28 protein-coding genes are annotated in these 23,837 nt (G+C 72.4%); 24 read left to right on the top strand and 4 right to left on the bottom strand.

What is annotated here, in order from left to right:
- The first annotated feature begins 4 nt into the window (after positions 1 to 4).
- The 9 genes from KK087_RS14505 to KK087_RS14465 all read left to right on the top strand — a co-directional run bounded on the left by KK087_RS14505 (position 5) and on the right by KK087_RS14465 (position 7,491).
- The gene (locus KK087_RS14505) at positions 5 to 1,531 is read left to right on the top strand and encodes an MFS transporter (protein ID WP_214566257.1); all 1,527 of its coding nucleotides are present in this window, start codon (positions 5 to 7) and stop codon (positions 1,529 to 1,531) included.
- Positions 1,521 to 2,111, top strand: coding sequence for a TetR/AcrR family transcriptional regulator (locus KK087_RS14500; protein WP_214566255.1), 591 nt, complete (start codon positions 1,521 to 1,523; stop codon positions 2,109 to 2,111). The genes KK087_RS14505 and KK087_RS14500 overlap by 11 nt, the downstream gene beginning before the upstream one ends.
- 99 nt (positions 2,112 to 2,210) lie before the next feature.
- The gene (locus KK087_RS14495) at positions 2,211 to 3,122 is read left to right on the top strand and encodes an aminoglycoside phosphotransferase family protein (protein ID WP_214566253.1); all 912 of its coding nucleotides are present in this window, start codon (positions 2,211 to 2,213) and stop codon (positions 3,120 to 3,122) included.
- A gap of 127 nt (positions 3,123 to 3,249) precedes the next feature.
- Entirely contained in the window at positions 3,250 to 4,443 is a 1,194-nt protein-coding gene (locus tag KK087_RS14490) for a zinc-dependent alcohol dehydrogenase (protein WP_214566251.1), read from the top strand.
- On the top strand, positions 4,443 to 5,561 hold the full coding sequence (locus tag KK087_RS14485; protein ID WP_214566248.1) for an NAD-dependent epimerase/dehydratase family protein: 1,119 nt from the start codon (positions 4,443 to 4,445) through the stop codon (positions 5,559 to 5,561). The genes KK087_RS14490 and KK087_RS14485 overlap by 1 nt, the downstream gene beginning before the upstream one ends.
- Positions 5,562 to 5,765: 204 nt before the next feature.
- Entirely contained in the window at positions 5,766 to 6,119 is a 354-nt protein-coding gene (locus KK087_RS14480) for an SHOCT domain-containing protein (protein ID WP_214566246.1), read from the top strand.
- Entirely contained in the window at positions 6,119 to 6,370 is a 252-nt protein-coding gene (locus tag KK087_RS14475; protein WP_214530259.1) for a hypothetical protein, read from the top strand. Before KK087_RS14480 ends, KK087_RS14475 begins: the two co-directional genes overlap by 1 nt.
- A 9-nt stretch (positions 6,371 to 6,379) precedes the next feature.
- Positions 6,380 to 6,790, top strand: a complete 411-nt coding sequence (locus KK087_RS14470) for a DUF6314 family protein (RefSeq protein WP_214566244.1) — start codon at positions 6,380 to 6,382, stop codon at positions 6,788 to 6,790.
- Between the two features lie 35 nt (positions 6,791 to 6,825).
- The gene (locus KK087_RS14465; protein ID WP_214566242.1) at positions 6,826 to 7,491 is read left to right on the top strand and encodes a pentapeptide repeat-containing protein; all 666 of its coding nucleotides are present in this window, start codon (positions 6,826 to 6,828) and stop codon (positions 7,489 to 7,491) included.
- A gap of 60 nt (positions 7,492 to 7,551) precedes the next feature.
- Here KK087_RS14465 and KK087_RS14460 read toward each other — a convergent pair whose 3' ends face one another.
- Positions 7,552 to 8,571, bottom strand: a complete 1,020-nt coding sequence (locus KK087_RS14460; protein WP_214566240.1) for an NAD(P)/FAD-dependent oxidoreductase — start codon at positions 8,569 to 8,571, stop codon at positions 7,552 to 7,554.
- 67 nt (positions 8,572 to 8,638) lie between these two features.
- Here KK087_RS14460 and KK087_RS14455 point away from each other — a divergent pair, with 67 nt between their 5' ends.
- On the top strand, positions 8,639 to 9,244 hold the full coding sequence (locus KK087_RS14455) for a helix-turn-helix domain-containing protein (protein WP_214566238.1): 606 nt from the start codon (positions 8,639 to 8,641) through the stop codon (positions 9,242 to 9,244).
- 9 nt (positions 9,245 to 9,253) lie between these two features.
- Here the strand turns inward: KK087_RS14455 and KK087_RS14450 are convergent, their stop codons facing one another.
- Positions 9,254 to 9,898 carry a hypothetical protein gene (locus KK087_RS14450; protein WP_214566236.1) on the bottom strand — a complete coding sequence of 215 codons (645 nt, stop codon included), beginning with the start codon at positions 9,896 to 9,898 and terminating at the stop codon, positions 9,254 to 9,256.
- Positions 9,899 to 10,009: 111 nt separating this feature from the next.
- Positions 10,010 to 10,765, bottom strand: a complete 756-nt coding sequence (locus KK087_RS14445) for a glycosyltransferase family 2 protein (RefSeq protein WP_214566235.1) — start codon at positions 10,763 to 10,765, stop codon at positions 10,010 to 10,012.
- Positions 10,766 to 10,913: 148 nt separating this feature from the next.
- On the opposite strand from KK087_RS14445, the gene KK087_RS14440 reads away from it, so the two are divergent.
- The 9 genes from KK087_RS14440 (at position 10,914) to KK087_RS14400 (ending at position 17,711) form a co-directional block, all read left to right on the top strand.
- Entirely contained in the window at positions 10,914 to 11,753 is an 840-nt protein-coding gene (locus tag KK087_RS14440) for a hypothetical protein (protein ID WP_214566233.1), read from the top strand.
- Positions 11,750 to 12,193, top strand: a complete 444-nt coding sequence (locus tag KK087_RS14435) for a phage holin family protein (RefSeq protein WP_051597109.1) — start codon at positions 11,750 to 11,752, stop codon at positions 12,191 to 12,193. The genes KK087_RS14440 and KK087_RS14435 overlap by 4 nt, the downstream gene beginning before the upstream one ends.
- Positions 12,190 to 12,762, top strand: coding sequence for a DUF3618 domain-containing protein (locus KK087_RS14430; protein ID WP_214530267.1), 573 nt, complete (start codon positions 12,190 to 12,192; stop codon positions 12,760 to 12,762). The genes KK087_RS14435 and KK087_RS14430 overlap by 4 nt, the downstream gene beginning before the upstream one ends.
- A 79-nt stretch (positions 12,763 to 12,841) precedes the next feature.
- A complete protein-coding gene (locus KK087_RS14425; RefSeq protein ID WP_214566231.1) occupies positions 12,842 to 13,267 on the top strand; it encodes a MarR family winged helix-turn-helix transcriptional regulator in 426 nt (141 codons plus the stop codon).
- 58 nt (positions 13,268 to 13,325) lie between these two features.
- Complete coding sequence (locus tag KK087_RS14420) at positions 13,326 to 13,967, top strand: MBL fold metallo-hydrolase (protein ID WP_214566228.1); 642 nt, start codon at positions 13,326 to 13,328, stop codon at positions 13,965 to 13,967.
- A gap of 55 nt (positions 13,968 to 14,022) precedes the next feature.
- On the top strand, positions 14,023 to 14,712 hold the full coding sequence (locus tag KK087_RS14415; RefSeq protein WP_214566227.1) for an HAD family hydrolase: 690 nt from the start codon (positions 14,023 to 14,025) through the stop codon (positions 14,710 to 14,712).
- A gap of 143 nt (positions 14,713 to 14,855) precedes the next feature.
- Positions 14,856 to 15,338, top strand: coding sequence for a GNAT family N-acetyltransferase (locus KK087_RS14410; protein ID WP_214544735.1), 483 nt, complete (start codon positions 14,856 to 14,858; stop codon positions 15,336 to 15,338).
- A 49-nt stretch (positions 15,339 to 15,387) separates the two neighbouring features.
- Positions 15,388 to 16,008 (top strand): TetR/AcrR family transcriptional regulator, encoded by a 621-nt coding sequence (locus tag KK087_RS14405; RefSeq protein ID WP_214566225.1) that lies wholly within the window; start codon positions 15,388 to 15,390, stop codon positions 16,006 to 16,008.
- Positions 16,005 to 17,711 carry an MDR family MFS transporter gene (locus tag KK087_RS14400; protein ID WP_214566217.1) on the top strand — a complete coding sequence of 569 codons (1,707 nt, stop codon included), beginning with the start codon at positions 16,005 to 16,007 and terminating at the stop codon, positions 17,709 to 17,711. The genes KK087_RS14405 and KK087_RS14400 overlap by 4 nt, the downstream gene beginning before the upstream one ends.
- A gap of 220 nt (positions 17,712 to 17,931) precedes the next feature.
- Here KK087_RS14400 and KK087_RS14395 read toward each other — a convergent pair whose 3' ends face one another.
- Complete coding sequence (locus KK087_RS14395) at positions 17,932 to 18,930, bottom strand: LacI family DNA-binding transcriptional regulator (RefSeq protein WP_307860075.1); 999 nt, start codon at positions 18,928 to 18,930, stop codon at positions 17,932 to 17,934.
- Positions 18,931 to 19,093: 163 nt separating this feature from the next.
- On the opposite strand from KK087_RS14395, the gene uriH reads away from it, so the two are divergent.
- From uriH to KK087_RS18035, 5 genes are all read left to right on the top strand, one after another.
- Positions 19,094 to 20,125 (top strand): uridine-preferring nucleoside hydrolase UriH, encoded by a 1,032-nt coding sequence (gene uriH / locus KK087_RS14390; RefSeq protein WP_214566215.1) that lies wholly within the window; start codon positions 19,094 to 19,096, stop codon positions 20,123 to 20,125.
- A gap of 5 nt (positions 20,126 to 20,130) precedes the next feature.
- Positions 20,131 to 21,561, top strand: coding sequence for a uridine transporter UriT (gene uriT / locus KK087_RS14385; RefSeq protein ID WP_214566213.1), 1,431 nt, complete (start codon positions 20,131 to 20,133; stop codon positions 21,559 to 21,561).
- Entirely contained in the window at positions 21,558 to 22,418 is an 861-nt protein-coding gene (locus KK087_RS14380) for a ribokinase (RefSeq protein WP_214566211.1), read from the top strand. The genes uriT and KK087_RS14380 overlap by 4 nt, the downstream gene beginning before the upstream one ends.
- Before the next feature lie 50 nt (positions 22,419 to 22,468).
- Positions 22,469 to 23,404: a Ppx/GppA family phosphatase gene (locus KK087_RS14375; protein ID WP_214566209.1), complete on the top strand. Its 936-nt coding sequence runs from the start codon at positions 22,469 to 22,471 to the stop codon at positions 23,402 to 23,404.
- A gap of 121 nt (positions 23,405 to 23,525) precedes the next feature.
- The gene (locus KK087_RS18035) at positions 23,526 to 23,756 is read left to right on the top strand and encodes a thiazolylpeptide-type bacteriocin (protein ID WP_367575439.1); all 231 of its coding nucleotides are present in this window, start codon (positions 23,526 to 23,528) and stop codon (positions 23,754 to 23,756) included.
- Positions 23,757 to 23,837: the final 81 nt, after the last annotated feature.

Here is a 23,837-nt window from a genome sequence, read left to right as displayed (position 1 = left end):
GTGGGTGCAACCGACCCAGACCAGCGCCACCCCGACTCACCGCGCCTCCGTCCGGGAATGGGCGTCCCTCGGCGTCCTCACCCTGGCCGTGGTGCTCCTGGCGATCGACGGCACCGTGCTGGCCCTGGCGGTGCCTTCCCTGACCGCCGACCTCGACCCGACCGCGACCCAGGTGCTCTGGATCGGCGACGTCTACTCGTTCGCCCTGGCCGGACTGCTCGTCACGATGGGCAACGTCGCCGACCGGATCGGCCGGAAGCGCCTGCTGCTCATCGGCTCGGTCGCGTTCGGGCTGGCATCCGCCACCGCCGCCTTCGCGTCGAGCCCGGAACTGCTCATCGCCGCCCGGGCACTCCTCGGCGTCGCCGGTGCCACGCTGATGCCGTCGACGCTGTCGCTGGTCCGCACGATCTTCCGCGATCCCCGGCAGCGCACCACCGCCATCGCCGTGTGGTCCGCCGGCGCGACCGGTGGTGCCGCCGCCGGACCGCTCGTCGGCGGTGCGCTGCTCGAGCACTTCTGGTGGGGCTCCGTCTTCCTCATCAACATCCCGGTCATCGCGGTGATCGTGGTCGCCGGGGCGTTCCTGCTGCCGGAGTCACGCGGCAGCGCCCGCACCCCGATCGACCTGCTGTCCGCCGTGCTCTCGGTGCTCGCGATCGTGCCGCTCGTGTACGCCGTCAAGCACGTCGCCGGGCACGGGTTCGACTGGACGGTGCCGGTCGCCGCGCTGGTCGGGATCGGCTCGGGCTGGTGGTTCGTCCGGCGGCAGAAGCGTCTGACCACGCCGCTCATCGACCTGCAGCTGTTCCGGATCCCGGCGTTCTCGGGTGCGGTGGTCGCCAACTCGCTGTCCGTCTTCGCGCTGAGCGGTCTGCTGTTCTTCTTCTCGCAGTACCTGCAGCTCGTGCGCGGGTTCCCGCCGCTGCTGGCGGGGGCGGCGGAGCTGCCGGCGACCCTGGCCTCCATCGCGGTGATCGCCGTGATCGGGCTGCTGTCCCGCCACGTCGGACCCGGCCGGTCGATCGGCCTCGGCCTCGCGGTCGCCGCGGTCGGGATGGCCGGACTCGCGTTCGCCGAGGGGCTGCCGACGTACTGGGGCATCGCGATCGCACTCGCCGTGGTCGGCCTCGGCGTCGGGGTGTCGATGACCCTGGCGACGGACGCGGTCGTCGCCGCGGCTCCCCGGGAGCGCGCCGGTGCCGCCTCGGCGATCTCGGAGACCGGGTACGAGCTCGGCGTGGCGCTCGGCATCGCGGTGCTCGGGTCGCTGCAGACCGCGTTCTACCGGTCGAACCTCGAACTGGGCGGTGACGGTCTGGGCTCGGGGGTCGCCGGCCGGGTCCGGGAGTCGTTGGCTTCGGCGAGCCAGGTGCTGCAGCCGGGGTCGCCCGTGCTCGAGCACGCCCGCGAGGCGTTCACCGGCGGCATGCAACTCGCCTCGATCTGTGCCGCCGTGCTGCTCGCGGTCGCCGCCGTCGTCGCGCTCCGGGTCATCCCGAACCGGCAGGATGGACCGCATGAGCACTGACCGCCGCACGGGCGTCGTCCGCACGGGCACCGACGGGTCCCGTGACCGCGAGCGCACGCGACAGGCCGTGCTCGAGTCCGCACACCGGCTGCTCGCCGAGCGCGGTACCCGGGTGAGCGTCGCCGAGATCGCGACGGACGCCGGCGTCTCGAAGAGCGGGCTGCTGCACCACTTCCCGTCGAAGGACGAACTCCTGCTCGCGGTCGTCGAGCACGGACTGGCCGCGTTCACCGACGAGGTCATGCGGCACGTGGACCTCGCCGAGAACCGACCGGGCAAGGTCCTCCGCGCCTACGTCCGGGCGCTCTGCGGCGGCAGCGAACAGGCGATGGAGCTCTTCGCGCCGTCCTCGCACTGGACCGGGTTGATGGCCGTCCCCGGGATCGCCGCGGTCGTCACCGATGACGCCGAGCACTGGCGGACGCTGTTCGCCCGTGACGGCCTGCCCGAGGACCGCACGCTCGTCGTCCGGCACGCGGCCGAGGGGCTCGCCGCCGCGGCCGGCATGCCGCCCTACCTGGCCGAGCGAGAGCTCGCGGTCGCGCGGGACGCGCTGCTCGCCCTGGCAGAACCCGTCTGAAGCGACGGCCGGGAGGCCCGGTGCGGGTCCGCCCCGCCGCTCGCCGCCGGCACCCACCGGTCCCACCCCCGTGCGGGGTCCGACGCCTATGCTGCGGGCATGCACACCGAGGTGCCCCGGATCGACGCCGGACTCGTCGAACGACTCGTCGCGGCGCAGTTCCCCGACTGGGTCGGCCTGCCCGTGCGCGAGGTCGACCACCAGGGCTGGGACAACCGCACGTACCGGCTCGGGGAGGCCCTGTCGGTGCGGCTGCCGAGCGCGGCCGGCTACGTGCCCGCGGTCGAGAAGGAGCAGGACGTCCTGCCGTACCTCGCCCGTCGGCTGGACGTCGCCGTGCCGGAGCCCGTGGCGCTCGGGGAACCGGGCCAGGGCTATCCGTTCCCGTGGTCCGTGCTGCGGTGGCTCGAGGGGACGCCGGCCGAGCAGGTCGACGACCTCGACCACGAGCGCTTCGCGGCCGAGGTCGGCGCCGTGCTCCGGCAGCTCCGGAGCATCCCCGCGACGGGCGGACCCACCGCCGGCGCGCACTCGTTCCACCGCGGGGAGCACCCGTCCGTGTACGACGCCGAGGTGCGGGCGGCGCTCGACACGCTCAGCGGCGGCGGCGGCGGCGGCGACGGCAGCGGCACCGACGTCGACCGCGGCGCGTGCGAAGCGGTCTGGGCCGAGGCCCTCGCCACCCGGTGGGACGCGCCGGCCGTCTGGTTCCACGGTGACGTCGCCCCGGGCAACCTCCTCGTCGACGACGCCGGGCGGCTGTGCGCCGTGATCGACTTCGGCACGTGCGGCGTGGGGGACCCGGCGTGCGACCTCGTGCTCGCGTGGACGATGCTCGACGCCCCGGCGCGGCAGGTGTTCCGGCAGGCGGTCGACCTCGACGACGACACCTGGGCGCGGGCCCGGGGATGGGCGCTGTGGAAGGCGCTCATCATGCTCGCGGGCAGTGCCGGGCCGGGCGGTCGCGACGAGCACGAACGGGTCCTCGCAGCCGTCCTCGCGTCGGCGTGACCAGCCGCGCCGACGCGCGCGAGGGGGACGCGGGGCTGGGAGCGTCCACGGGGCGGGCGCGTACCGAGGAGGGGAACGCGAGTCGTGCCTCCAGGCCGGCTCGAAGCGACCACGAGAGGAACGCAACGTGCGCGCACTGACCTGGCAGGGCACCGAGAAGGTGTCCGTCGAGACCGTCCCCGACCCGACCATCCAGGAGCCGACCGACGCGATCGTGCGGATCACCTCCACGGCGATCTGCGGCTCCGACCTGCACCTGTACCGCGTGCTCGGCCCGTACATCGACCGCGGCGACGTCCTCGGTCACGAGCCGATGGGCGTCGTGGAAGAGGTCGGCTCCGGCGTCACGAACCTCAAGGTCGGCGACCGGGTCGTCATCCCCTTCAACATCTCCTGCGGCCACTGCTGGATGTGCCAGCACGGCCTGCAGTCGCAGTGCGAGACCACCCAGGTGACCGAGTACGGCAGCGGGGCGTCCCTGTTCGGCTACACGAAGATGTACGGCCAGGTCCCCGGTGGCCAGGCCGAGTACCTGCGCGTGCCGCACGCCGACTACGGCCCCATCGTCGTACCGGACGACGGCACCCCCGACGACCGCTGGCTGTTCCTGAGCGACATCCTGCCCACCGCGTGGCAGGCCGTGCAGTACGCCCAGGTGCCCGAGGGCGGCACGCTCGCGGTGCTCGGCCTCGGCCCGGTCGGGCAGTTCGCCGCCCGCATCGGCAAGCACCTCGGCTACCGCGTGCTCGCCGTCGACCCCGAGCAGGTCCGTCGTGACCTGGGGGCGAAGCACGGCGCCGAGGTGTTCGACCTGACGAAGGACCTGGTGCCCGAGCTCGTCGACCTGACCGACGGCCGCGGCCCCGACGGGGTCGTCGACGCGGTCGGCATGGAGGCCCACGGCAACCCGATGGCGGGCTTCGCACAGCGCGCCGCCGGTCTGCTGCCCGACAAGCTCGCGCAGAAGGCGATCGAGACCGCCGGAGTCGACCGCCTCGCCGCCGTGCACGCGGCCATCGACCTGGTCCGCCGCGGCGGCACCGTCTCGCTGAGCGGTGTCTACGGCGGCATGGCCGACCCGATGCCGATGATGACGCTGTTCGACAAGCAGATCACCATCCGCGAGGGCCAGTGCAACGTGAAGCGCTGGATCGACGACATCATGCCGCTCGTCTCCGACCCGTCGGACCCGCTCGGCACGCTCGACCTGACCACTCACCGCGTCTCGCTCGAGGAGGCCCCGCACATGTACGAGGTCTTCCAGAAGAAGCAGGACGGCTGCGTCAAGGTCGTGCTCGACCCCGCGATGCCCGCCGCCTGATGCGCGTCGTCGTCGTCGGTGCGACCGGCAACGTCGGGACGGCGGTGCTCCGTCGGCTCGCGGCCGTGCGCGCCGACGGCGACGGTGGTGCTTCCGCTGGTGGTGCTGCTCCTCCGCCCGCAGGTGCGTCCGCCTCTGTGTCCGCCGGCGGCCGTGACGTCGCCGACGTCCAGATCGTCGGCGTCGCCCGGCGGCTGCCGGACCTGCGCGCCGAGCCGTACGCCGCCGCCGTCTGGCACGCCGTGGACGTCGGTGCCGCGGACGCCGTGGACCAGCTCGCCGCCGTGTTCCAGGGCGCCGACGCCGTGATCCACCTGGCGTGGTCGCTCCAGCCGACGCACGACATCCCGGCGCAGCACCGGACGAACGTGACGGGGACGGCGAACGTCCTCGAGGCCGTCGCGCGCGCCGGGGTGCCCCAGGTCGTGGTCGCGTCCTCGGTGGGTGTCTACCGCGGGGTGGACGTCGACGGCAAGCGCACACCCGTGGACGAGAGCTGGCCCGCCGACGGCATCCCGACGGCGACGTACTCGATCCACAAGGCCGCCAACGAGTCGGCGATGGATGCATTCGAGGCAGACCACCCCTCGGTGACGGTGACACGGCTGCGGCCCGGGCTGATCTTCCAGCGGGACGCCGCCGCCGAGATCCGTGGGCTGTTCCTCGGCCACCTCGTGCCGATGTCGGTCGTCCGGTGGATCCGCTGGCTCGTGCTGCCGCTGCCGTACCCGTTCGTGTTCCAGGCCGTGCACGCCGACGACGTCGCCGACGCCTACTGGCGGGCCGTCGACCGACGGGCAGCGGGGGCGTTCAACATCGCCGCGTCGCCCGTGCTCAACCCGCCGCGTCTGGCTCGGGCCTTCGGCATGCTCGGCGCGGTCCGCATCCCGCTGCGGCTGCTGCGCGGGATCGTGACGGTGACGTGGCGGCTGCGGTTGCAGCCGACGGACGCCGGCTGGATCGACATCGCGGCCGGGGTGCCGATCATGCGGACCGACCGGGCCCGGTCGGTCCTCGGATGGGAGGCGCGACACACCTCCGAAGAAGCGTTGCGTGCGCTCGTGGCCGGCTTCGCGGACGGTGCGAACGTGCCGGGGTCGGGGCCGCTGCGCGGTTGAGCGGGCTGAGGCGGGCTGGGTGGTGGGGCTCGCGCTGCCTGGTCGAATCGGGCGTACCGGGTGCTGTCGGGCGTACCGGGTCGGAAGTTCTGACCAGGTACGCCCGATTCCGCTTTCCATCGCGGGCGTTCTGGGAAGGAACGCCCGCTCGTGTTCGCCGTCTCGCGCTACGCTTCGGTCGTCGTTGTGAGAAGGGGGAGCGCCATGGTGCTCAGTGGTTCGGCGTTCGGTGAGATCGAGGGACCGGGTGGACCGGGGACCGAACTGTTCGACGGCTGGTTCGGCATCGCGTTCGGGGTCGTCGCGGCGTTGGCGATCCTCACGACCCTGACGATCGTCATCCTGTCGCTCTACCGCGGCAAGCGCATGGCCGACCGTGGTCAGAACCCGCTCACCATGCAGGAGGACATCGCGTACCAGGTGATGCAGAGCCGCACGTTCGCACCGGACAAGCCGCTCGAACAGCGGCTCGCCGAACTCGACGACCTGCACGCCCGCGGGGTGATCTCCGACGAGGAGCACCGCAGCGCCCGAGCCGAGGCCCTGCGCGGACGATGATGGCCTCCGAGGAAGTGCACAACCCCCTGATCCCGCCGGTCTACGACCTCGTCTGGACCGTGCTGATGGCGCTCGTCGTCATCGCGGTCATCGTCGCCGTGTGCATCGCGGTCGTCCGCAGTCGGCGCCCACACGGTGCGCGCCGGAGCTCGCCGGAACAGCGGCTCCTCGAACTCGACGAGCTGCACGCCCGCGGGGTCATCAGCGACGACGAGCGCCGAGCCGCGCGGGCCGAGGCCCTCCGCAGCTAGCCTGGGCGGGTGCTGCTGCCGACGGACCTGCTCGGGGTGTGGGACCTGCACCGCACCGTGCACGACCACCGCGCCGGTGCCACGGGGATCGTCACCGGGACCACCACCCTGACCCGGGTCGGTGACGACGAGGTGCGCTGGGACGAGTCGGGCGTGATGACCTTCGACGGCCGGACGACCCCGGTGTCACGGAACCTCGTCCTGCGGCGGACGAGTACCGGCGGCTGGACCGTGCACTTCTCCGACGGTCGGGTGTTCCACGACTGGGTGTGGGGCACGAACGTCGCGCACGCCTGCGCTCCGGACGACTACACGGGTGCCTTCGACGGTGACGAAGACCGCTGGACCGTGCGGTGGGAAGCGCGCGGCCCGGCGAAGGACTACCGGCTGGACAGCGTCCTCACCCGACCTCGGTCGTGACCCGCGGGGTCGGCGGTCACCGCCAGACTGGGGGCATGGCACGCTCCTCCGGCACCGACGCCCCGCGCATCACCCTGACCGAACCGACGAACCTCGAGGACTGGGCGCCAGCACCCGGTGACGTCCTGACGGGTGACCGCATCGAGGGCAAGCGCATCGACATGCTCGACCTGGCGGGCGAGCGACTGCCCGACCTGGAGATCGAGGAGTGCGTCATCGACACGCTCCGGGGTGACGACGCGGACTTCCGTGGGCTCCGGGTCCGTGACTCGGTCATCGACTCCCTCGACGCCCCGATCCTGCGGGCATCGAGCAGCTCGTGGCGCGAGGTCCGGGTCTCCGGCGGTCGGGTCGGCTCCGCGGAGCTGTACGACTCCGGGCTGAACGGCGTCGAGTTCGTCGGCATGAAGTTCGGGTTCGTGAACCTGCGCGGATCGACGATCACCGACGTGGTGTTCCGCGACTGCGTCATCGACGAGCTCGACATCGCCGACGCGAAGCTGCTGCGGGTGTCGTTCGACGGCAGCAGCATCCGTGCCGCCGAGGGGTCGAACACCCGCATCGACCACGTGGACCTGCGCGGGGCGGACCTCGATCGGGTCGAGCGGCTCGAGGGCTTCCGCGGGGCGACGATCGGCGCCGACCAGCTGTACACGCTCGCGCCGCTCCTGGCCGCGCAGGCCGGCTACCGCGTCGACTGACCGAGCCCGGGTTTCGCGCTCACCGACACTGCACGCCCGCCCGGCCCCGCGAACTGTCGCTCAGCGCGAAACATCGGCCGCGCCGACGCCCGAGCTCGCGCCCGCGCCGACGCCAGCGCCCACTCCGGCCAGCGCCGCCGCCAGGTCGGCCTGCACCAGGTCGCCGTGCACCGCCGCGCCGGTCTGGGTGCCGGCAGCCGCCGACGCGATGACCGTTGCCATCGGCGCCGTCACGTTGCCCGCCGCGTACACGCCCCGCACCGCGGTCTGCCCGCCAGCGTCCACGGTCAACGCCGTCGCGTACCGGTGGTCGCCCATGAACAGGTCGGTCGCCTCGAGGCCCAGCCCGGACAGGAACCCCACACGCGCCTCGGGGCGGCTGGCCGTCGCCAGCGCATCGAGCCCGACGAACGCACCGGACCCGAGCGAGACCCCGGTCAGCCGGTCGCCCTCGGACACGACGGCGGCGACCGGGCCCTCGACCACGTCGATGCCCCGGGCCGCCAAACCGGCCAGAGCGGTGTCGTCCATCAGGGCCGGATCGGTCAGGAACGCGGTCACCCGATCGCTCAGCGCCCGGAACATGAGTGCGTGGTGTGCGCCGTTCGGCGTCGTGACGAGGACCCCGATCCGCTGGTCGCGGATCTCCCACCCGTGGCAGAACGGGCAGTGCACGACCCCGCGCCCCCACTGCTCGGCCAGGCCCGGGACCTCCGGCAGGACGTCCACGGCGCCGGAGGCGACGACCAGCCTGCGTGCCGTGACGACCGCGCCGGAGTCCAGCGTGACCGAGAAGCCGACCGGGTCGTGACCGTCACCGGTCGTGGCGGACGTGGCCACGATCCTCCCGGCCGTGACCTGGACGCCGTAGGCGGCGACCTCGTCCCGACCGATGCGGATCAGCTCGGCGGGCGCGACGCCCTCGTGGCCGAGGTAGTTGTGGGCCCCCGCCGCCGGGGCGTTGCGGGGTTCACCCGAGTCGACGACGAGCACCGAACGCCGCGAGCGGCCGAGGATGAGGGCGGCGGAGAGGCCGGCGGCCGAGCCGCCGATGACGATGACGTCGAAGTGTTCAGACATGCGCTGATCATGGAGCGGGTGGGCGGGAAACAGCAACGAAGTTTGCCGGTGTGGCAAGGTGGTGCGTGTGAAGCACCCACCCGGACCGACCGCCCCGCGCACGACGGCCGAGGTCGTCGACGGCGTCGGCCCCCGCCTGCGCGCGCTGCGCGCTCACCGTGACGTCACGCTCGCCGCGCTGTCCGAGGAGACGGGTGTCTCGGTGAGCACGCTGTCGCGGCTCGAGTCCGGACAGCGGAAGCCGACCCTCGAACTGCTGCTGCCCCTCGCCCGGGCGTACCAGGTACCCCTCGACGACCTCGTCGGCGCACCGCAGACGGGCGACCCGCGCGTGCACATGAAGCCCGAGGTGCACGGGGGCCGCGTGGTCGTGCCCCTGACCAAGCGCACCGGTGGGGTGCGGTCGTTCAAGCAGCTGTTCCCGCCGAACTCGCCGGGCGGCGAACCGTCGCTCAAGACGCACGAGGGCTACGAGTGGCTCTACGTGCTGTCCGGCCGGCTGCGTCTGGTGCTCGGCGAGCACGACCTCGACCTGGGGCCGGGCGAGGTCGCCGAGTTCGACACCCACACGCCGCACTGGATGGGCAACGAGACCGACTCCGTCACCGAGGTGCTCTGCCTGTACGGGCCGCAGGGCGAGCGGGCGCACGTGCGGTCCCGACCCACCCGGTGACCGGCTGCGCTACGCCGTGAACACGTGCGCCACGACGTCGTCGAGGAGCTCCGTCGTCTCGATGTTCGACTGCTGGACGTGGATGCCGACGTCGCCCCGGGTGAAGTACGTGTCGCCGTCGGTGACCGGGTACTGCGTGTTCTCCGAGGCCTTCTGGCACAGGTACCCGTCGGACTCGTCGCCGCAGTCGTAACCCTTCGCCGCGAGCTGCTCGAGCGCATCGCGGGCTGCGGCCGGGTCGACGGCGTCGACCGCGATGGACAGGAACGAGGTGTCCGCCTGCGGCTCCCGCCACACGCAGTACAGACGCTTCGCGTCGCCCTGCAGCGCCGGGGTGAAGGCGCTCTTCGGGATCGCGATCGGGTCGCCGACGACCGACGGATCGTTGAGCGGTGCCGATGCGAACGTCTTGTCCCACTTGCCGGGAGTGATCAGGTCGGTGCAGCTGGCCGGCACGGTGGCGGTGTCGTCGCTCGGGGCCTCGGTGTCGGTGGGGCTCGGAGCGGCCCCGGTGTCGGTGGGGCTCGGTGCCGTCGTCGGGTCGGTTGCGGTGGTCGCGGTGTCGCTCGCCGGTCCGGCCGGTCCGGCCTGTGCGCAGCCGGTCAGGGCGAGGCCCGCCGCCAGCAGGGCAGCGAGCGTGATCGTGTGGCGCATGGTTCCCCTTCGTCCGGTCGCGTCAGGTCGTGACCGTCGCTCACGAACGTACCGACCGGGGGCCGCGATGGCTGGGACCGTCACCGATTCGTTGTCCCCCGACCCCGTCGGTCAGCGGCTGCGCCACCCGCGCCGCGCCCGCGACTCCGACCGCAGCCGTCGCGCCCAGCGGCGCACCGGGTTGGCCCGCCGGCCGTTCACCCGGAACGTGTGGAAGGCACGTCGCGTCCGCACCCAGACGGACGGGAGGCCCGACAACGGTCGCGCGGACACCTGCACCGTGAGCACGGGGTCGGCCACCACCCGCCAGGCCGGGTCGAGCTGCATGCTGAGGTCGACGTCGTCGTGCACCTCGGCGTCCTCGCGGTGTGCGCGTCCCCGGACGGCCGCCCAGGTCGACCGCCGCATCGCCATCGCGGACCCGAACAGCGGCGGGTGTGCGAGCGCGCCCCACATCAGCACGAAGTAGGGCCCCATGTAGACCGCGTCCCACGTGCGCTGCACCAGGGGTCCGCCGTCGTACGGATGTCCGGGGCCGGTCACCGCGGCCACCTCGGGATCCTCCAGCAGGCGCACGGCATCGGCGATCCAGGACGGCGGCGGGACCGAGTCGGCGTCGAGCCGCACGATGACGTCGCCCGTCGCCCGGTCGTACCCGCGGGCGGAAGCGCGGGCGATCCCGCGGACCGGCTCCGTGAGCACGACCGCCCCGGCGGCCCGGGCGACCAGGGCACTCTCGTCGGAGCTGCCGTTGTCGACCACGACGACCTCGTCGGCGGGCACGGTCTGCGCCGCGAGGGCCTCGAGGCAGCGGCGCAGGTGCACGGAGTCGTCCCGCACGGGGATGACGACCGAGACGCTGGGCATCCGTCGATCCAACCGGCCGTCGCCTGTACGGGTTGTCGGTCCGCGTTTCTCGGCATTCCTGGGTCCTGACCCAGAGAGCAGCGCGCAGCTTCGGTGCGGAACACGCCCCCGGTGCACGCCGGGGACGACGACAACCGGAAGGCCGACCATGACCACGAACCCACCCGGGAACGACTCCGGGACGCCCATCCACGACCGCACGGCAGCTTCCGAGGGGCACGAGGTCGCCCCCGGCGTGACCGTGCCGTCGTACGCCAGCGGCACCCCCGCCGCGCGACCCGCTGACCCGGGAGCGCCGCAGACCTACGACCCGTACGGCGACAGCGCGGCCGAGGTGCCGTTCGACGCGCCCCTGGACGCCGTCCCGGCCGACGAGCAGCTCCCCGCCGTCCCGTCCGCCGCATCCGCCGGCAGTGTTGGTGGCTCCGGCAGCACCGGCAGCACCGGCAGCACCGGCAGCGACTCGGGCAGCGGCTCCGGCAAGGCCGACGCGGCGAAGGGTGCTGCACAGGACGTCGCCGGCGATGCCAAGGCGAAGGCGTCCGACGTCGCCGGCACCGCCAAGGAGCAGGCGTCGAAGGTCGCCTCCGAGGCCACCGAGCACGCCAAGCAGCTCTACGGGCAGGCGTCCGAGAACCTCAAGCAGCAGGCGGGCGAGCAGCAGCAGCGCGCTGCCGGTGGACTCCGCACCCTCGGTGAGCAGCTCGGGCGCATGGCCGAGAACGACGAGGAACAGGGCGTCGCCTCGAAGGTCGTCCGCGACCTCTCGGGCCGCGCGACCTCGGCCGCCGGGTTCCTCGAGAACCGCGACCCGGGCTCGCTGCTCGACGAGGTGAAGACCTTCGCCGCGAAGCGCCCCGGCACGTTCATCGCGATCGCCGCCGGTGCCGGTCTGCTCGCCGGACGCCTGACGAAGGCCCTCGCGACCGAGGTCAAGCACGAGAAGGAAGCCGGCGACGGCACCACCGGGACCGGGAGCGGCGTATGAGCCAGTCCGTCCCCGGCGCGACACCACTGGGCGAACCGACGCCCGAGGAGCGCGCCGCGACCACGCCGCTCGGTGAGCTGCTGTCCGACGTGTCGCGCGATCTCTCCAGCCTGTTCCGGCAGGAGGTCGCCCTCGCGAAGGCCGAGCTGACCGACTCCGCGAAGAAGGCCGGCAAGGCAGGCGGGATGTTCGGCGGCGCCGGACTCACCGCCGTGTTCGCCCTGCTGTTCCTGTCGATCGCCGCATGGTGGGGCCTCGGCTACCTCATCGGCAACGCCTGGTCCGCCCTGATCATCGCGGTCGTGTACGCCATCGTCGCCGCGATCCTCGCCGTCCGCGGACGCAAGGAGATCAAGGAGATCAAGGGCGCCCCGCAGACGGTCGAGACCGCCAAGGAAGTCCCCGAGACACTCAAGCCCAACACCGGGAGGAAGCCATGAGCACCCCAGACGAGATCCGCGCCGACATCGAGCGCACCCGCGGCGAACTCGGCTCCGACGTCGACGCCCTCGCCGACAAGGTCAGCCCGTCGTCCATCGCCCACCGCCAGAGCGAGAAGGTGAAGGGCCGGTTCCAGGACGTCCGCGAGTCCGTGATGGGTGCAGCCCAGTCGGCTCGCTCGAGCGCCTCCGGTTCCGCCTCCGGTGCGACCGGCCAGGCGAAGGACGTCGCGCAGAAGGGTGTCGAGAAGGCGAAGGGCAACCCCCTCGCCGTCGGCCTCATCGCGTTCGGCGCCGGCTGGCTCGTGTCGTCGCTCCTGCCGACCACCGACAAGGAAGAAGAACTCGCCGGTGAGCTGAAGGACAAGGCAGCACCGCTCGTCGACGAGGTCAAGGAGCAGGCGAAGGACGTCGGTTCGCAGCTCGGCGACGTGGCGAAGGAGCACGCGCAGGACCTCAAGGGGACCGCGCAGGACGCCGCGCAGACGGTCAAGGGCGAGGCGCAGGGGGCCGCGTCCGACGTCAAGGACAACGCGCAGGGTGCGGCGGACGACGTCCGCAGCAGCTGAGCGGGACCACACGATGGACGGGAGGCCCGTGGCGACGTCGCCACGGGCCTCCCGTCCGTCAGGCGGTAGCGTTCCGGGAATGGACCCGATCGACGAGCTCGCCGCCGAGCTGCGGCAGTCCATCGGACGCGTCGTGCGCGCCGCTCGGCGCGAGGCGGACGCGCTGCCGGCCACGCACACCACCACCCTCGGGTTCCTGCACCGCGAGGGGCCGATGACGATCGCGGAACTGGCGCGTCGCCGCGGCGTGAAGCACCAGGGTCAGTCACGGACCGTCGGCGAGCTGGCCGACCTCGGGTACGTCGACCGGACGGCGTCCGACACCGACCGACGGGCATCGGTCATCGGCATCACGGATACGGGCCGGGCCGCCCTGCAGCGGGACATGGACGCCCGGACGGACTGGCTGGCCGCAGCGATCCGCGAGGAGACCGACGCCGAGGAACGCGCGCTGCTCCGCCGCCTGCCGGAGCTGTTCGAACGGGTCGCGCGCCGGGCCGACTGAGCGGCTCCTCACCTCCCGGCCGGCGTTGCTTCTACAACAGTGTTGTACAGTTGTGCGCATGGAGTTGACGAAGTACAACCACGCCACCGTCGTCCTCGAGCAGGACGGCGTCACCCTCGTCATCGACCCCGGCGTGTTCACGCCCGAGGCCGTCGACCTCGTCCGCGGAGCAGCGGGCGTCCTCGTCACGCACGACCACCCCGACCACTTCGACATCGACGCCCTGCGTGCGGGGCTCGCCGCGAACCCGGACCTCGTCGTCCGCGGTCCGGAGACCATCGTCGAGCAGCTCGGTGAACACCACGGCCGGGTCGTGGCGGTGCGCGCTGGCGACACGGTCACGGTCGGGCCGTTCTCCGTCCGGGTCTTCGGCGAGCAGCACGCCGTCATCCACCCCGACATCCCGTCCACCTCGAACGTCGGCTACCTGGTGGACGACACGGTGTTCCACCCGGGCGACGCGTACCTCGAGCCCGGCGTGCCGGTGTCGACCCTGCTCCTGCCGACGAGCGGCCCGTGGACGAACACCGCCCAGGCCGTCGACTACGTCCGGGCCGTGGCACCGGAGCGGGCGGTGCAGATCCACGAGGCGATGCTGAGTGAACTCGGCCAGCAGTCCGCCGCGCGCTTCCTCGGCCCGGACGGTCTCGGGCCGGTGCCCGTCCTGATCCTGCCGGCGGGGGAGACGATCACCGTCTGACGGAGGCAGGGCTGCCCCTGGGAGGCGACCCGGGCCTCCCGAGGACCATGGACGGATGGCCGACGCACCCATGACAGCAGTCCTCTTCGACATCGACGGCACCCTCGCCGACTCGAACTACGCCCACATCGACGCGTGGTGGCGAGCGATCCAGGCGGCCGGCGGGTCCGTCGACGCCTGGCGGATCCACCGCGCGATCGGCATGGACTCGGCGAAGCTGCTCGAGACGCTGTTGCCGGACGCGTCCCAGGAGACCCGCGACACCGCGAAGCAGTTCCACACCGCCTACTACGCCGAGCAGATGCCACGGCTCCGACTGCTCCCCGGAGCACGCGAGCTCCTGCAGGCCGTCGCCGAGGCCGGGCACGCCGTGGTGCTGGCGACCAGCGCCCCCGAGCACGAACTCGCCCGCCTGCGCGAACTGCTCGACGCGGGGGAGTGGGTCACTGCCGAGACGAGCTCCGAGGACGTCGAGCAGGCGAAGCCGGACCCCGGCATCATCCGGGTCGCGCTCGAGAAGGCCGGCGTCTCTGCCGACGACGCCGTGATGGTCGGCGACGCCATGTGGGACGTCGAGTCGGCCGGCAAGGTCGGCGTGACCTGCGTCGGCGTGATGACCGGCGGGATCGGCGGCGACGAGCTCCGCGGTGCCGGGGCGGCCGAGGTGTACGACGACGCTGCCGCGCTGCTCGCCGCCTTCCGCGCCGGCGAGGGCCCGATCGCGGCGCTCGGTCGGCGCGCCTGACGGGCGGCGCCGGTCGCGCCTGACGGGCGGCGCCGGTCGCGCCCGACGGGCGGCGCCGTCGCGCCCGACGGGCGACGCCGGTCACCGTCTGACGGTCGCCTCGGTTTCCGCGACGTCGGTCGCCCGTGCCAGGATCGACGTTCGTGATCACGATCGAACGCGTGTCCTGGGACGACCCTCGCAGCGTGGTGCTCCGCGCCCGCATGGACGACGAGATGCACGAACGCTACGGGTCGGCGAACGCCGGTGAGGACCCGGCGGTCACCGCCGAGCGGGGCCGTGCGCTGAGCGTCGACCCGTCGACCGTCGTCACGTCGATCCTGGCCCTCGACGAGTCCGGCGAGCCGGTCGGGCACATCGCGGTCCGACGCCTCGGTGACGACGTCGAGCTGAAGCGCCTCATCGTGCTGGACTCGGCGCGTGGCAAGGGGGTGGCCACCGCGCTGCTCGACGAGTGCGAGCGCGTCGGTCGCGAACTCGGCGCCCCGCGGCTCATCCTGCAGACCGGCGACAAGCAGCCCGACGCCGTGGCGCTCTACCGCAAGACCGGCTGGGACCAGATCGACGTCTACGAGCCCTACGTCGCGACCATGCCGTGGTCGTTCTGCTTCGAGAAGGCGCTCTAGGGCTGTCGGCCGGATTGCACTTTCGGCAGGAGAGTGCAATTCTTGCTCGGTGAGCACCACCGAACGCACCCGCGCGCTGCGCCGACGCATGATCGCCGAAGCGCGTCGGGCGACGGTCGAGCTCGGGCTGCACGGCTTCACGATCGAGCAGCTCTGCGAGACCGTCGGAGTGTCCCGTCGCACGTTCTTCAACCACTTCGGCTCGAAGGACGACGCCGTGCTCGGCATCGAGCTCAACGCCGACGTCGAGGCGATCGACGCCTACGCCGCGGGCGGCATCGTCCCCGGTGACCTCGACCCGCTCGCCTCGATCACCGCGCTGGCGATCGACCAGTTCAGCCGGGTCGGGTTCGTCCGCGCCGACGAGGCCATGATGCGTCGGGTCTTCGAGCGTGAGCCGGCGCTCGTCGCGCGGTTCCTCTCGGCGACCGACGTGCAGCTCGCCCGGGTCACCCAGGCCGTGCGCCGCCGGTTCGGGTGGGACGACCCCGCCGACCGCCGGGCGCGCCTGGTGACCGAGGCCGCGGCCGCACTGCTGAAGGTGACCGCGGAGACGTACTTCGACGACGCCTTCGACGAGGCCACCGGGCCGCCGTTCGATGCCCTGCTCACCGAGAACCTCCGCCTGCTCAGGGCGGTCACCACGACCGAACGGGAACACACCACATGAGCGCCACCGCGCCGGGCACGACCAAGCGTGCCCGCCCAGGCTCCGACGGCCCGCTGCTCCTGACGCAGCGTCGCATCTGGATCATCTTCTCCGCCCTGATCGCGGGGATGCTGCTCTCCAGCCTCGACCAGACCATCGTCTCCACCGCGATGCCGACCATCGTCGGCGAGCTCGGCGGCGTCGCGCACCAGGCCTGGCTGACGACCGGGTACCTGCTCGCCTCCACCATCGTGATGCCCGTCTACGGCAAGTTCGGTGACGTCCTCGGGCGCCGCAACCTGTTCCTCATCGCCATCGCGCTGTTCACCATCGCGTCGGCCGGGTGTGCGTTCGCCGCGGACTTCACGCAGCTCGTGGCGTTCCGCGCCATGCAGGGGCTCGGCGGCGGCGGCCTGATGATCCTGTCGCAGGCGATCATCGCGGACATCGTCCCGGCCTCGCAGCGCGGCAAGTACCTCGGTCCGCTCGGTGCGATCTTCGGCCTCTCCGCCATCGGTGGTCCGCTGCTCGGTGGGTTCTTCGTCGACCACCTCACCTGGAACTGGGCGTTCTACATCAACATCCCGGTCGGCATCGCGGCGTTCTTCGTGGCGTGGTTCGCGCTGACCCTGCCGACCAAGAAGGCGACGAAGCGCATCGACGTGCTCGGCGTGCTCTTCATGTCCGCCGCCACGACGTGCCTGGTGTTCTTCTCGGAGTTCGGCGGCAGCCGGGACCACGGCTGGGACGCCCCCGAGACCTGGGCCTGGTTCGCCGGCCTGGTCGTCTCGGCAGCGTTCCTGGTGTTCGTCGAGTCGCGTGCGCAGGACCCGGTGCTCCCGCTGGCGTTCTTCCGCAACCGCACCTTCCTGCTGGCGACCGGCATCGGCCTCGTGCTCGGCATCGGCATGTTCGCCGCGATCGGCTTCGTCCCGACGTTCCTGCAGATGGCCTCCGGCACCTCGGCCGCCGTCTCCGGTCTGCTGATGCTGCCGATGATGGCCGGCCTGATCGGGACGTCCATCGCCTCGGGTGTCCTGATCACCAAGACCGGTCGCTACCGGATGTTCCCGATCGTGGGGACCGTCCTGGTGGCCATCGCGATGCTCGCGATGACCCAGCTCGCCGCGGAGACCCCGATCTGGCTCATCTGCGCGTACCTGTTCGTCTTCGGCGCGGGGCTCGGCCTGATCATGCAGGTCGTCGTCCTCGTCGCGCAGAACGCCGTGCCCGCCGAGCAGGTCGGCACCGCCACCTCGACGAACAACTACTTCCGCGAGGTCGGCGCCTCCCTCGGCACCGCCGTCTTCGGTGCGCTCTTCACGGCGCGGCTCACGACGTCGCTGACCGACGTCTTCCGCGGCGCCGGTGGCTCGGCGACCGACGCGGCCTCATCGGCGGGCAGCATCGATCCGTCGACCGTCGCCGGGCTGCCGCCGGCGGTGCAGGACGGCGTCGTGAACGCCTACGCCGACTCGCTGGCGCCGGTGTTCTGGTACCTCCTGCCGTTCATCGCGGTGGCGTTCCTGCTCGCGCTGTTCCTGCCGCAGATCACGCTGTCCGACACCGCCGGGATGGTCGCCCGCGGCGAGGCCGTCGGCGGCGAGGAGGCCGACGAGCTCGAGCGCGCGCAGCGTGCGGCCCGTGCGGAGCAGTCTGTGTCGGCGGAGTCCGTGTCGTCGGGTGGTGAGACGCCGGCGTCCCGCCGGGACGCCTCGGACTGAGCGAGACGCCGCCGGATCTGGCGGCGTCCGGCGGATCGCGGGGCGCGTTGCGGACACGACGGCGTGCTGACGGGAGGCGCGGTGCCAGCTGGTGCCGCGCCTCCCGTCCGTCGTTCGGTCGCGCTCACTGCCGCGGCCGGCGTTTCGTGCTGAGCGACACCTCACGCGTTTCAGCGCGCGTGAGCTGTCGCTGAGCGCGTGAGGTCGCGGTGACCCGGCGCTACGCGCCGGTGCTCGCGCGCGGCACCAGCCGCGTGGGGAGCGCCGCGGGCTCGGCGGCCGTGCCGTCGAGCGTCGCGAGGAGCCGCAGTGCTGCAGCCCGGCCGAGGTCGGCGCCGGGCAGCGCCACGCTCGTCAGGGCCGGCGCGGTGACCGACGACGACGGCAGGTCGTCGAAGCCCGCGACCGCGAGTGCGCCGGGGACGGCGATGCCGAGCGAACCGGCGACCCGCAGGACTCCGTAGGCCAGGGTGTCCGCGGCCGCGACGACGGCGGTGACGTCGTCGTCCTGCCAGGCCTCGATGACGTGCTCGGTGGCCGAAGCTGCGGCGTCCACGGTCAGGTCGGCGCGGGCGGTGACCTCGGAGACGGTGATGCCGACGGCGGCGCAGGCCTGCTCGAACAGCTCCCGCCGCACACCGAAGGTCGTCGCCCGCGAGGTGCCGTCGAGGTAGCCCACGTGCCGGTGCCCCCGGTCGTGCAGGTGCGCGACGAGGTCATGGACGCCGGTCGAGAGGTCGTAGTTGACGGCGTCGGGTCCGCCGGGGGCGTCGAGCAGCACCACGGGGACGCTCGCCGACATCGACTCCCCGGCGGCGGGGGCGTCGACCAGGATGCCGGCTGGCCGCAGTCGCTCGAACCGCCGGACGTCGGCTGCGACGGGCTGTGCGCCCCGCTCGGTGACGGAGAGCACGAGCTGGAAGCGGTCGCCGAGGGTGTCGCGGACACCGCGGATGACCTCGGCGAAGAACGGGTTCGACAGGTCGGGGGCGATGAACACGACGAGGTCGCCGCTGCCCCGCGCCAGTGCGCTCGCCGCGTGGTCGACGACGTAGCCGAGCTCGTCCACGGCGTCGCGCACCCGGGTGGCGATCGGCCCGGAGACCCGTCCGCGGTCCTTGCCGTTCACGACGAGGGAGACCGTGGCGATGCTCGTGCCCGCTCGCTCCGCCACCATCGCAGCGGTCACGCGACGGCTCGGGGTGGCGGGGGAGGGCACCCGTCGATGCTAGCGAGCGCACCGCCGGAACTTGACGTCAAACGTTTGACGTGTTTCGATGTCAAACGCTTGACGCGCCGCCTGCCCGACGTTCTGTCGGGGGTGCGGATCCCCACCACGTCGAGCACTCACCTCGATTCCCCGAAGAAGTGGAGCGCCCAGCGTGCCCGATGCGACCCAGCCCGCCGCGAAGATCATCCTCGACTGCGACCCCGGCCACGACGACGCCGTGGCGCTCCTGCTCGCCCACGGCAGCCCGGCGATCGACCTGCTCGCCGTGACCACCGTCGTCGGCAACCAGACGCTGCCGAAGGTCACCCGCAACGCCCTGGCCGTCGCCCGCATCGCCGGCATCACCGGGGTGCCGTTCGCCGCCGGAGCCGCCCGCCCGCTGCTGCGCCAGATCGAGGTGGCACCGGACATCCACGGCGAGAGCGGCCTCGACGGGCCGATGCTCCCCGAGCCGTCGTTCGAGCTCGACGAGCGCCACGCCGTCGACCTGATCATCGACACCGTGATGGCCCACGAGCCCGGCACGGTCACCCTCGTGCCGACCGGCGGCCTGACCAACATCGCCCTCGCCGCCCGCAAGGAGCCCCGCATCGTCGAGCGCGTCAAGCAGGTCGTGCTCATGGGCGGCGGCGTGCACGTCGGCAACTGGAGCCCGGTCGCCGAGTTCAACATCGTCATCGACCCCGAGGCCGCGGCCATCGTGTTCGAGGCCGGCTGGGACGTCGTGATGGTCGGCCTCGACCTGACGCACCAGGCCCTCGCCACCCCCGAGGTCGCCGCGCGCATCGCCGGCGTCGGCACCGCCCCCGCCGCGTTCGTCGGTGAGCTGCTCGACTTCTTCGGCCAGACCTACAAGGACGCCCAGGGCTTCGACGCCCCGCCGGTCCACGACCCCTGTGCCGTCGCCTACGTCATCGACCCCACGATCGTCCGTGCCGTGAAGGTCCCGATCCGCGTCGAGACCCAGGGCGCCCTGACCCTCGGCATGACCGTCGCCGACTTCCGCGCCCCCGCGCCCGAGGACTGCCGCACGAGCGCCGCGATGGAGCTCGACCACGGCCGGTTCTGGGACCTCGTCGTCGACGCCCTCGAGCGCATCGGCGAGACGGCCGACACCGGCTGGACCCCGCGTGCCGCCGCCGACGCCGTCGAAGCCGGCATCACCACGACCCCGGAGCACTGAACCCCATGACCACCACCTCGACGAAGAAGTCGATCGGCGCGCTCACCGCCGCGCTCCTCGCCGCGTGCATCGCGTTCCAGCTGAACGCGAGCATGCTCAGCCCCGCCCTCGTCACGATGGCGCGCGAGCTCGACACGGACGATGCCACCATCGGCCTGTCGCAGACCCTGTACTTCACGCTCGCGGCGCTGTTCTCGCTGTTCCTGCCGCGGCTGTCCGACATCGTCGGGCGCAAGCGCGTGCTGCTCGGCATGCTCGCCGTGATGCTCGTCGGCAGCATCGTCGCCGCGCTCGCGGTGAACGTGCCGATGCTGTTCGCCGGCCGCATCATCCAGGGCGTCACCGGTCCGGTCGTCCCGATCTGCCTGCTCGTCCTGCGCAACGAGATCAGCGACCCGAAGCGCTACGGCGGAGCGCTCGGCCTGCTGACCGCGGTGAACGGCGGCATCGCGGGCGTCGACGCCCTGGCCGGCGGGTGGATCGCGACGAACTTCGGCTTCCGCGGGATCTTCTGGGTCATCGCCGTCGTCACCGTGATCGCCCTGTTCCTGGTCGCCGTCTGGGGTGTCGAGTCGAAGCCCTCCGCCGGTACCCGGATGGACTGGATCGGCGTCGTGCCCCTCGTGGTGAGCGTCGGTGCGCTGCTCACGGCGTTCAACGAAGCCGGCAAGCTCGGCGCGGCGAACCCCGTGCTCGTGGTCGGTGGCGTCGTCGTCGCGCTCGTCGCCTTCGCGGTGTTCTGGGCCGTCGAGTCGCGGGTGCGGGAACCCCTGGTCGAGACCCGGTTCCTGAAGCGCCGGGCGACCTGGGCGCTCCTGGCGACGACGTTCCTGACGATGACGGGCGTCTTCGCGGTCGTCAACGGCCTGGTCACCTCGCTCGCGCAGAACGGTGACGCCGGCTTCGGGATGGAACCCGACCTGGCGTCGCTCGTGTTCCTCACCCCGTACGCCCTGGTCGGCTGGGTCGTCGGACCCTTCGCCGGGCGCCTCGCCCCGACCATCGGGTACCGCGCCGTGCTCCGCTTCGGCCTGATCGGCAGCATCGTCTCGACCGTCCTGATGGCACTCGTCGGCGTGCACTCGCTGCCCGTGCTGGTCACCGCGACCGTGCTGATCGGCATCACCTACGCCGGCATCGCGAACATCATCCTGAACGGCCTGGGCATCGTGCTGTCACCGGAGTCGAACCCCGGGTTCCTGCCCGGCCTGAACGCCGGTGCGTTCAACCTCGGTGCCGGGGTCAGCTTCGCCGTCCTGCCCGCGCTGCAGATCGCGCTCGGCGTCGGCGGTTCCGCGGGCACCGCCGGGTACTCCGGTGGCATGCTGCTCGGGGCCGCGATCACGACCGTCGCGCTCGCGATCTCGTTCCTCATCCCCCGTCCGGAGGGCGCCGAGACCACGTCCGTCGCCCCGCAGAAGGAGACCGTCCGTTGACCGAGAGCATCGTCGTCGTCGGGTCGCTCAACGCGGACCTGGTGGTCCGCACCGAGCGCTTCCCCCAGCCCGGTGAGACCCTGCAGGGCTCCGACCTCGCCATCCTGCCCGGGGGCAAGTCCGCCAACCAGGCGGTGGCCGCCGGGAGGCTCGGGGGCACGGTGCGCATGATCGGTGCGGTCGGCGACGACGGGAACGGTGCGCTGCTCCGCGACTCCGTCGCGGCTGCGGGGGTCGACACCACGCACGTCGCCGTCCGGGAGGGCGTGGCCACCGGCACCGCCGTGATCACGGTCGACGCCGCCGGCGAGAACACCATCGTGATCTCCGCCGGGGCGAACGGCACGCTGACGCCGGACGACGTGCCCGCCGACGTCTTCTCGGGTGCCGCGGTGCTCGGGCTCTGCCTTGAGGTCTCGATCGACGTCGTCCTCGCCGCCGCCCGGGCCGCGCACGTCGCCGGGGTCACGGTGCTCACGAACCTGTCGCCGTTCGGTGCCGTGCCGGCCGAGCTCCTCGAACTGACCGACGTGCTGCTGGTGAACGAGCACGAGGCCGTGGCGCTCGGTGACCACGGCGTCGCACGGTCGATCGTCACCCGCGGCGGTGCCGGCTGCGTCGTGCACGACGGCGGTTCTGAGCCGGTCGCGATCGACGCCGTGCGGGTCGATCCGGTGGACACCACGGGCTGCGGCGACGCCTTCATGGGTGCGGTGGCGCTGCGCCTGGCCGCGGGGGACACCCTCGTCGACGCCGCTCGGTTCGCGGTGGGGGTCGGGGCGTACGCCGCGACCAAGCCGGGCGCACAGGCCTCGTACCCGACCACCGCCGAGCTGGAGGCGTTCCTGCGGGTGTGAGACGGGCCTCCCGGCCGTGCGGTGACTGCACGGCCCGCTAGCGTTGTGGCATGCGCGTGGGAGTCCTCGACATCGGGTCCAACACCGGCCACCTGCTCGTGGTGGACGCCCACGGCGGCGCCGCGCCGCTGCCGGCGTCCTCGTTCAAGCAGCCGCTGCGGCTGGCCGAGCACCTGGACGACTCGGGCGCTGTGACGCAGCAGGGGATCGACGCCCTGACCACCTTCGTCGCCGACGCCGTCCGGGTCGCCGAGGAGCGCGGCTGCGAGGACATGCTCGCGTTCGCCACCTCGGCGGTGCGCGACGCCGGCAACTCCGAGGCCGTGCTCGCCCACGTCGAGTCGTCCACCGGGGTCGAGCTGGCCGTCCTGTCCGGCTCGGACGAGGCCCGGTTGACGTTCCTGGCCGTGCGCCGGTGGTTCGGCTGGTCCGCCGGTCGCCTGGCGGTCTTCGACATCGGCGGTGGCTCGCTCGAGATCGCCGGCGGTGCCGACGAGGCGCCGGACGTCGCGTGGTCCATGCCGATCGGCGCCGCACGCCTCGCGCGCTCGTACTTCTCCGCAGGCACCCCGACCGAGGACGACGTCCGCCGGATCCGGCACGAGATCCGCGTCGAGATCGCCCGTGACGCGGGACGGCTGCTCCGCTCGGGTCGGCCGGACCGGGCCGTGGCGACGTCGAAGACGTTCCGGTCGATCGCCCGCATCTGCGGGGCCGCGCCGTCGGTTGCCGGGCCCCTGGTGCCGCGGGCGCTCGACGGCGCGGTGCTGCGGCAGCGGCTGCCGGAGCTGCTGACGATGTCGGTCGACGAGCTCGCGGCGCTGCCCGGCGTCTCGGCGAGCCGGGCGCACCAGGTGGTGCCCGGGGCGCTCGTCGCCGAGGCGTGCCTGGACATCTTCGACCCGCCGGCCCTCGAGATCTGCCCGTGGGCGCTGCGCGAGGGCGTCATCCTCGAGCGGCTCGACCAGCTGTCGGTCTTGGTCTGACACGGCTCAGAGCCGCACCCCCGATGCTGGCAGCGCAACGGCGCCGCCCCGTCGTCACCCAAGGACCCCATGCACTTCCCTGGACTCGGGACCGTGGTTGACGCCGAGTAAGAACGGCAATATGTTAACGGCCAGGTGCTGGATTGGCTGGTTCCGTGGCGAAGGGGACTTCATCGTGGAGCGCAACTCAATCATTGATCTGCCAGATCTCGACTTCAGCGGTCTCGAGGTCCTGTCCGTCCGTGAGGCGGTCGCCGTTCCCGAGACGGGGGCCACGAGCGGCAGCAGCAGCTGCACCTCGACGTCCTGCTGTGGCAGCAGCTCGTGCTGCTCGTCGGGGTCCTGCGGCTGATCCAGCGTGCGGGGCTGTCATGCGCGTGAGAGCCCCGCACTGATCCGATCACCGCCGATCCAGCAACCAGATAGGACCCAT

Origin of the sequence: Curtobacterium aurantiacum (assembly GCF_018598555.1) — a bacterium.
Lineage (GTDB): Bacteria > Actinomycetota > Actinomycetes > Actinomycetales > Microbacteriaceae > Curtobacterium > Curtobacterium aurantiacum.
This window is presented reverse-complemented; position numbering and strand designations above follow the sequence as displayed.